The 7,653-nt window shown below is 44.0% G+C and carries 8 protein-coding genes; 3 read left to right on the top strand and 5 right to left on the bottom strand.

Going from position 1 to position 7,653, the window contains the following annotated elements:
- Positions 1-201: 201 nt before the first annotated feature.
- Complete coding sequence (locus M0413_RS22300; protein WP_172590642.1) at positions 202-1,761, top strand: SulP family inorganic anion transporter; 1,560 nt, start codon at positions 202-204, stop codon at positions 1,759-1,761.
- Between the two features lie 328 nt (positions 1,762-2,089).
- Here the strand turns inward: M0413_RS22300 and M0413_RS22295 are convergent, their stop codons facing one another.
- From M0413_RS22295 to M0413_RS22285, 3 genes are all read right to left on the bottom strand, one after another.
- Positions 2,090-2,299, bottom strand: coding sequence for a cold-shock protein (locus M0413_RS22295; protein ID WP_011072720.1), 210 nt, complete (start codon positions 2,297-2,299; stop codon positions 2,090-2,092).
- 305 nt (positions 2,300-2,604) lie between these two features.
- Positions 2,605-3,420 carry a 23S rRNA (guanine(745)-N(1))-methyltransferase gene (gene rlmA / locus M0413_RS22290; protein WP_099458283.1) on the bottom strand — a complete coding sequence of 272 codons (816 nt, stop codon included), beginning with the start codon at positions 3,418-3,420 and terminating at the stop codon, positions 2,605-2,607.
- A gap of 34 nt (positions 3,421-3,454) precedes the next feature.
- The gene (locus M0413_RS22285) at positions 3,455-4,258 is read right to left on the bottom strand and encodes a hypothetical protein (protein WP_249555683.1); all 804 of its coding nucleotides are present in this window, start codon (positions 4,256-4,258) and stop codon (positions 3,455-3,457) included.
- Positions 4,259-4,432: 174 nt separating this feature from the next.
- Here M0413_RS22285 and sbcB point away from each other — a divergent pair, with 174 nt between their 5' ends.
- Together sbcB and cdd are read left to right on the top strand one after the other, a co-directional pair.
- A complete protein-coding gene (gene sbcB, locus M0413_RS22280) occupies positions 4,433-5,845 on the top strand; it encodes an exodeoxyribonuclease I (RefSeq protein ID WP_249555681.1) in 1,413 nt (470 codons plus the stop codon).
- A gap of 173 nt (positions 5,846-6,018) precedes the next feature.
- Positions 6,019-6,909, top strand: coding sequence for a cytidine deaminase (gene cdd / locus M0413_RS22275; protein ID WP_249555679.1), 891 nt, complete (start codon positions 6,019-6,021; stop codon positions 6,907-6,909).
- A gap of 72 nt (positions 6,910-6,981) precedes the next feature.
- Here cdd and M0413_RS22270 read toward each other — a convergent pair whose 3' ends face one another.
- Together M0413_RS22270 and M0413_RS22265 are read right to left on the bottom strand one after the other, a co-directional pair.
- Entirely contained in the window at positions 6,982-7,188 is a 207-nt protein-coding gene (locus tag M0413_RS22270) for a DUF1289 domain-containing protein (RefSeq protein ID WP_249555677.1), read from the bottom strand.
- Positions 7,163-7,513, bottom strand: a complete 351-nt coding sequence (locus M0413_RS22265; protein ID WP_249555676.1) for a VOC family protein — start codon at positions 7,511-7,513, stop codon at positions 7,163-7,165. Before M0413_RS22265 ends, M0413_RS22270 begins: the two co-directional genes overlap by 26 nt.
- Between the last annotated feature and the right edge of the window lie 140 nt (positions 7,514-7,653).

Raw genomic sequence — 7,653 nt, 5'->3', positions numbered from 1 at the left:
TGAGACCGCATCTGAGTTTAAATATGGCAACGCCCAATCAGGTGCACAATAGAAAAGGCCAGCTACTGGAGCTGGCCTAAAAACTGTCAACCTATCTTAGGACGGGACAAGCTAATTAAGGCATATTTCAGGTTTAGCTTAATCAGTTAATTTGGTAGTATGCGCGGCTTATTTTGTCTACACACCAGTAACAGAGGTTTCATGTTCGATCTCTTCCGCCACAAAACATCTAGCTACAAAGCCGATATACTCTCAGGGCTAACCGTCGCACTCGCACTGATCCCTGAGGCTGTTGCCTTTGCTTTTGTTGCCAATGTCGAACCTATGGTGGGCCTCTATGCGGCTTTTATTATGGGATTGGTCACCGCACTGATTGGTGGTCGACCTGGGATGATTTCTGGTGCAACAGGAGCGATGGCCGTGGTCATGGTGTCCTTAGTAGTTGAACATGGCGTGCAATACTTATTTGCGGCTGTCGTGCTGGCAGGATTAATCCAAATCAGCGCTGGCATCTTTAAACTGGGGAAATTTATTCGCATCGTACCCTATCCGGTGATGATAGGTTTTGTAAACGGTCTCGCCATTGTGATTTTTTTGGCACAACTTGGCCAGTTTAAAGTAAAAGACACTGCTGGAAACTTAGTCTGGTTACCACCAGAGCCGTTGTTGCTGATGTTTGGTCTCGTAGCATTAACCATGGCAATTATTTATTTCTTGCCTAAGCTGACCACTGCAATACCGTCCTCGTTGGTCGCAATTCTTAGCGTCACGGCTATTGTCGTTAGCTTTGATCTTGATACTCGTAACGTATTGGATTTTCTCAAGACTATGAGTGGTGACGATAATGCGACAATTGCAGGCTCACTCCCAAGCTTTGCAATCCCACAGGTACCTTTTAACCTTGAGACGCTCTACATCATTCTGCCCTATTCCTTTATTTTAGCCGCAGTCGGATTAATCGAATCCCTGTTAACTTTGACGGTTATCGATGAGATGACCCATACCCGAGGACGCAGCAATAAAGAATGTATTGGCCAAGGTGTAGGTAACATCACCAGCGGCTTTTTTGGGGCTATGGGTGGTTGTGCCATGATCGGTCAATCGATGATTAATATTAATTCTGGTGGCCGCGGCAGGTTATCAGGGATTACCGCGGCCATTGGCCTACTGGCATTTATTCTCTTTGGTGCAGCCTTTATCGAAATTATTCCGTTAGCAGCCCTCGTTGGGGTGATGTTTATCGTTGTACTCGGTACGTTCGAATGGGCAAGTTTTAAGTTTATGGGCAAAGTGCCCAAACATGATGCCTTTGTGATCGTTCTTGTAACCACAGTAACTGTGTTTACTGATCTCGCCTTTGCTGTATTTGTGGGAGTGGTGGTATCCGCGCTGGTATTTGCTTGGCAGCATGCGAAACACATTAGCGTCAAAGTGACTCAAAACTCTCAAGGCTGGAAAGTCTATGAGCTTAATGGGCCACTGTTTTTCGGTTCTGTCGCGAGTTTCCTCGAGTTATTTGATGCTTCACAGGATCCACAGGATGTCGTCATCGATTTTAAGTTTTCTCGCGTAGCCGATCACTCCGCCTTAGAAGCGATTGATACGCTTGCAGAGCGTTATGTGTCCATAGGCAAAAGACTACATTTGGTGCATTTAAGTGCTGATTGTAAAGCCTTACTTCATAAGGCAGGTGATCTTGTTGAAGTGAATCTGTTGGATGACCCACATTATAAAGTCGCGGATGATAAACTCGACTCCTAATGAAGTCACTATCGATCCTTAAGCAACGGTCCACGGCACTGCAATATGGCTGTGGGCTGACAGTTATCGCCCTGAATGTTCGCGTACGTAAATAGTCAATTTTCAAGCCAAGCTTATGTATTTATTAATATCGTTAACAGCGAAATAAACAAAATTCACGGGAAAAATGATAACAGCTAACAGCAGATTAATCTGAACGAGGTCTTAAAAGTGAGAGAAATGAGAGATGTAAGTATTAAGATAAAACAGCACAAATAAAAAGAGCTATGGTAAAAACCACAGCTCTTAAATCCATCGCTATTAGCGCCTAGGCTAACAGCACTGAAAATTAACCGATTACGGTTACGTTTTCAGCTTGAGGACCTTTTTGACCTTGGGTCACAGTGAAAGACACTTTTTGACCTTCATCAAGAGTTTTGAAACCGTCAGAGTTGATTGCACGGAAGTGAACGAATACGTCTGGACCAGATTCTTGCTCGATGAAACCAAAACCTTTGTCAGAGTTGAACCACTTAACTACACCAGTTACTTGAGACATGATATAAATCCTGTAAATAAAAAATTAAAGCCTTAACGGCGGTGGAGCTGGAAAATGCCGGTATTACTTATGTTTACAGGACGAACGGGTCGTATTGAACACATAAATATAAGCCCAACCTTCAAGCTAGTAAAACTATAAACCATTCTAAAGATAAGTCAACATACTGCGACACTTTGAAAAATTTATTTAAACAAAGCCTTTTAAGGTTTTGCTACCGGCTCGCAGAACAATATGTTCTTACGGCTTAAGCGTTGACAGTAAAGCATTTTAAATAATTTATTTCAATAGGTTAAAATCAGCCCCTAGACTGAAATGCGATGTACTTCAATCTGGAAATCTAACTCACAGCTTAATCCGCTCTGAGAAAATGCTTGTTTCTGCTCTGCGGTAAACTTCCACGCATAGGGGGTCATTTCGAGAAAATTGCCGATATCTTTGCTGTCGTTAAGCTCGAGTTGCGCGCTAAGCCGCTCTTGATGTAGGCATTCAAATCCATCAACTCTGGCCTCAGACTCAGGATGCAATCTTGGCTGGTCATAAATCTGTTGTTTTAGCGCAAAATGATGCAAAGGCCCTGGCGATACCGTGATAAGAATGCCGCTAGGTGCCATGATCCGCTGAAGTTCTTCTACTTTTGATGGTGCATAAATTCTAATCGCTAAATCAATGCTATTAGATGGGATCGGCATTTCATAGGCACTCGCTACACAAAAGCTTAAGTTAGGATAGCGCTTGGCTGCATATTTTATTGCCGACTTAGAGATATCAACGCCCTGTAAATAACAAAAATGATGAGCAACAAGGGCATTATATAAACGATGACTGTAGTAACCCTCACCACAACCTATATCAAGGATCTGCTGTGCACTACTGGCATATTGGAGTGCCAGTTGATTAACTCTATCACTTAAGATTTGATAATAACCCGCATTTAAGAACTCCCGACGAGCAAACATCATTTGCTGATTATCACCCGGATCTTTCGAGTTTTTTTTCTGAACGGGAAGCAAGTTGACATAACCTTCTTTCGCCATGTCAAACTTGTGTGCCTGCGGGCATCCCCAAGTTCGTTGTGTTAGGGTGAGGGGTAACGCGCACAAAGGACATATATATTGCATTGATTAACTCTATTTAAAATGGGGGATGTCAAGCTTATATCTCATCTTCCATTAATCGCTCGACCATTTGCAGTAATTCAGGAGACGCGAGTAGCTCAAAACACTCAAGTTTCCTTAAGGCTTTGTCGATATTCTGACTATCATTTGCGGCGCGACTAAAGCTCGGGCGCTCAAACATGTGGGTATAAGTTCGAAAAAGCCATTGGCGCTTCTGTTGCAGTAATGGATCTAATCGTACGGCCTCTTCAGCTAAGCCAGTATGGTATTGACCAAGTTCACCCCGTAAAAATGCTTGTAACTCCAATCTTATCTGCTCAATTTCGGTGAGGTAAACCGCAAGGGATTCCGATGTCGCACCGTAATCGTACTCCCTAGCAAGAATAGCCTTAGCCATCATCAGTACTCTCGGCTCATGTAAGCCTCTGACGTCGGATTCAAGTGTTACAAACTCGAACTTTGATGCCGATTGCAAAGAGAATGTTACACTTTCTCTCACATCAACTTTAATTAAAATTCCTGCCCGAAGCTCTTGGGCAACAAATTTAGGGGCAGTCCCCATTCGATGATAAAGCCGTACGCCTTGACCCAAGCACCTTGATACAGGAGCACTTAGCCCTGCGTCTGCAACATAAGTTGTGTTTAGTGTTAGCCCTAAAATCGGTTGAAGGCGCACTGCAATCTGTGGTGGCGTTTGTGAAACGACAATCAGCTCAAGTAGGGGAGCCCCCATCGTTTCAAGCACAATAAAATCACTCATGTTGCTTGGTAACGTTATGATCAATGACGACGTCTGTACGACATCGAGTATCATAGGTTCATTGAGATATTGATGATGCATAAGACTGATCCCCTGTTCAATGGGAATTGTAACTGCCAATCGTGGTAAAGATCACCTGTTAAGCGCTTCTCTTTTCAATATAATTTATCCATCAAGGTTTTTGCTGATCAATATTGGGGTGAGTTTAACGGCTAAGATGCTATCATTCGACAAAACCGTCATTTGATTGAAATTATGTATACAGCATCTCAGCCAAGTATTTTTTGGCACGACTATGAAACATTCGGTGCCAACCCAGCCCAAGATAGACCCGCCCAATTTGCCGGGGTCCGTACTGATTTAGATCTTAACATTATCGGTGAGCCAGAGACCTTTTACTGCAAACAATCAACGGATTACCTGCCCTCACCTGAAGCGATTTTAATCACAGGGATCACGCCACAATTAGCCAATTTAAAAGGTTTACCTGAAACCGAGTTTATGGGGCGTATCCATACTCTCTTCAGCCAACCTAATACCTGTGTCGCTGGCTATAACTCGTTACGATTTGACGATGAAGTCACCCGCTATGGCTTTTACCGTAACTTTATCGATCCCTATGCCCGCGAATGGCAAAATGGCAATACGCGTTGGGATATCATTGATTTAGTGAGGGCTTGTTATGCCTTTAGACCCGACGGTATCCATTGGCCATTAAAAGAAGACGGTTCACCCAGTTTTAAACTGGAACATCTGACCCAAGCTAATGGTTTAAGCCATGAAAAAGCGCACGATGCCATGTCAGATGTTTACGCCACCATCGCAATGGCAAAACTGATAAAAGAAAAGCAACCTAAGTTATATCAGTACTATTTTGAATTGCGCCGTAAACAAGCCGTCAGCGCGCAAATTGACGTATTAAATATGCTACCGCTTGCCCATGTCAGTTCGAAGATAAGTGCAATGCACGGTTGTACAACCCTTATCGCCCCCGTTGCACACCACCCAAGTAACAAAAATGCCATTATTTGCGTGAATTTAGCGATGGATTTAAGTCCACTGTTTGAGCTGGATGTCGAGCAGATAAAAACGCGCATGTACACGCCCAGAGCGGAGCTTGCCGAGGATGAGTTACCCATCCCAGTTAAACAGGTGCATCTTAACAAATGCCCTTTTATTACTTCGTCCAAAATTTTAGATGATGTGCAGGCAGAAAGACTCAACATTGATAAAGCCTTTGCCAGAGAACAATACAAACGCTTAAAGTCTCACCCGGAATTACGGGAGAAGCTGGCGCAACTGTTTGAGCATGACGGCGAAGTAACCTCCAAGGATCCTGACTTAATGTTGTATTCGGGTGGATTTTTCAGCCCTGCCGATAAAGCTAAGATGGAGATCATTCGCCATACCTTACCTCAAAATTTAGCCGCACTTGATTTGCAATTTGATGATGGACGCATCCCAGAAATGCTATTCCGTTATCGGGCGCGCAATTATCCCGAATTACTTGATGATCAAGAGTCCCATCGCTGGCGCACCTTCTGTCAGCAGCGTTTGGCCGATCAGGATTATCTGCTCAAACTTGAGAATTTGTTGCAAGATACCGAAGGCGATGAGCATAAACAAAAACTACTCGCCGCCCTGTGCCACTATTTGCGTGGATTGTAGGCCACAAAATAGCCCATGTTTTTTGTTGATTTAGCGCCTATGATTGATAACTTCTTTCAGATGTTAACTAACAGGCGCTTAATTGAACCATAAACGCGAACTAACTCGCATTTATACTGTAACAAAATTACTAGAATGTTCTTCCATGAACTTAACAAACAAGGAGTCGGGAAATGCAAGATAGATTTATCCGAAGCATAACCCAGCTGCCAACCCCATTGGCTGACGCATTAATTCCCTTATTACATCAAGGTTTTGCGGGACATATCGATGCACAGCAACTGGCAGAGTTAGTCAAAAGCAGCAATATGACCGAATCAGAGGTGTTACTGGCTTTGTTACCTATTGCCGCCGCCTTGGCCAAACCACCCATTAGTGAGTTTTATGTTGGTGCAATTGCCAAAGGAAAAAGTGGCGACATTTATATGGGTGCCAACTTAGAACTGCCTGGCGAAGCCCTCTTCCACTCAGTACACGCTGAGCAAAGCGCTATTAGTCACGCGTGGCTTAGCGGCGAAAGCCAGATTGTGGATATGATAGTGAACGCCAGTCCCTGCGGTCATTGCCGTCAGTTTATGAATGAATTAGTCGAAGGCGGCCAAATCAAGATCCATTTGCCATCACAGGATAGCCATTTACTATCCTATTATCTGCCCTATGCGTTTGGACCAAAAGACTTAAATATTCAGTCACCGCTGTTAGTCAAGCAGGAAACTGAATTTGCACTCGATAGCAGTGATCCTATGGTAATTGAAGCCTTAGATCATGCGGGCTTAAGCTATGCACCTTATACCCAAAGCTATGCGGCGGTTGTATTAGAAACCGCGGATGGCGCAACCTACTGTGGTCGCTACGCTGAAAACGCCGCGTTTAACCCATCGATGCTCCCAATGCAAATGGCGCTATCGAATCTGACTCGGCATAATCGTGATTTTGGTGAGATCCGCCGCGCGGTATTGGTGGAATCCTCCCAAGGTAAAATCAGCTTAGTGGGCGCAGCAATGGATGCATTGCATGCTGTTGCCGCGATAGAACTCGAACATATTGTGGTTGATCCTATCTAGCCAGTTAACGCGGAGCTTCTATTTTTATACTTCGGTATTGACTTAAGTTGCGCCGCGATGCTGTGGCCTATTTTAGCTACTAGGGCGTTTTGCCATAAAAACGGCTTTGCGCTCAGCCATTTTAAGATAACAGGCGCTTCGCTGCTCCTCTGTCATGTTTCGCCACGCCAAAATCTCCTCAAGATGCCTAAAACACCCCATGCAGATATCCTGCTGATCGAGACAGCAATTTCGAACACAGGGCTGAATACTGTTATTCTGACCAGACCGCATATTCATTGCCCGCAGGCTCAATAAAATGGAAACGTCGACCACCAGGGAAGCTAAAAATCTCAGTGCTAATAGTGCCGCCAGCCGTGATGACTGCAGCTAAAGTTTCTTCCAAGGTCTTACTGTATAACACAATCAGGGGACAGCCCTTTTCTAGGGTAAAACAAACCTCAGCTTGATAAAAACCACCCGTTATTCCCGCATCGATAAAGCAACTGTACTGTGGGCCATAATCCTCAAAACGCCAACCAAATACAGTATTGAAAAACGCTTTAGAACAATCAATATCAGATGTTGGAATCTCTAAATAATTGATAGTGTGATGACGATTCATAATCTTCCCTGCCCAATGAATAACTTAATCAGTAAAGAATCCACCTTCTGAAGAAGGTGGCTTTGTTTTAACCCCCTAAAAGGGGGCCTTTATTCAAGAGCAAGTTGACCCTGCTCTTGCCGCTCTACTTTCTCTTGATG

The sequence above is a fragment of the Shewanella sp. 8A genome (assembly GCF_023475945.1).
Lineage (GTDB): Bacteria > Pseudomonadota > Gammaproteobacteria > Enterobacterales > Shewanellaceae > Shewanella > Shewanella xiamenensis.
This window is presented reverse-complemented; position numbering and strand designations above follow the sequence as displayed.